1 protein-coding gene is annotated in these 748 nt (G+C 26.1%); it reads right to left on the minus strand.

The features are described 5' to 3' along the window. Positions 1-30: 30 nt before the first annotated feature. Positions 31-495 (minus strand): deoxycytidylate deaminase, encoded by a 465-nt coding sequence (locus tag ACXX84_RS04125; protein WP_458557423.1) that lies wholly within the window; start codon positions 493-495, stop codon positions 31-33. Between the last annotated feature and the right edge of the window lie 253 nt (positions 496-748).

Raw genomic sequence — 748 nt, forward strand, 5'->3', positions numbered from 1 at the left:
TACACTGGTTTTTCCTTTATAAAAGTAAAATTATAGTTGTAAAGTTATTTTGCTTTCTTCAAGTTTTCTTGTTTTTACAAAAGAATCTTTAAATATTTTTCTTGCAATTCAAGCATCTTCAGTATCATGATATTTATCTTGAAAATAAACAACTTCTTTTATTCCTGATTGTACTATTGTTTTTGCACAATTAGAGCAAGGGAATAAGGAAGTATATAAAATAGAATTTTCTAAAGAAGTAATTGAATTTAAAATCGCATTAATTTCTGCATGTACTACATATGCATATTTAGTTTCTTTAGCGTTTTCACCTTCTCTTTGTCAAGGGAAGTCATCGTCATTTCCAGAAGGCATTCCATTATAACCTAATCCTATAACTCTTTTTCTTTGATTTATAATACAAGCTCCAACTTTAGTATTTGGATCTTTTGAACGTAAAGCACTCAATTTTGTTAATGCCATAAAATATTGATCTCAATTTATTATTTTTTCCATAGTTTATATTATATAGGAAAATAACAAAAAATTAAGAACGGCTCACCCTTCTTAACATATTAACCTATGAAATAATGCTTTCTGCATCGGAAATATTATCGTACTGAAACATTTAGTTTCGATAATCCTTCATATCAATGAAGAATTATTAACATTATAGCATATTTTTGTTATAAGTCAATAATTTTATAAATAAGTATATTAAAACAGAAATAAAATGTCACCCCCCATTCCCAATATAAAATGTCACTTT

It is taken from the genome of Mycoplasma sp. AC157 (assembly GCF_054343415.1).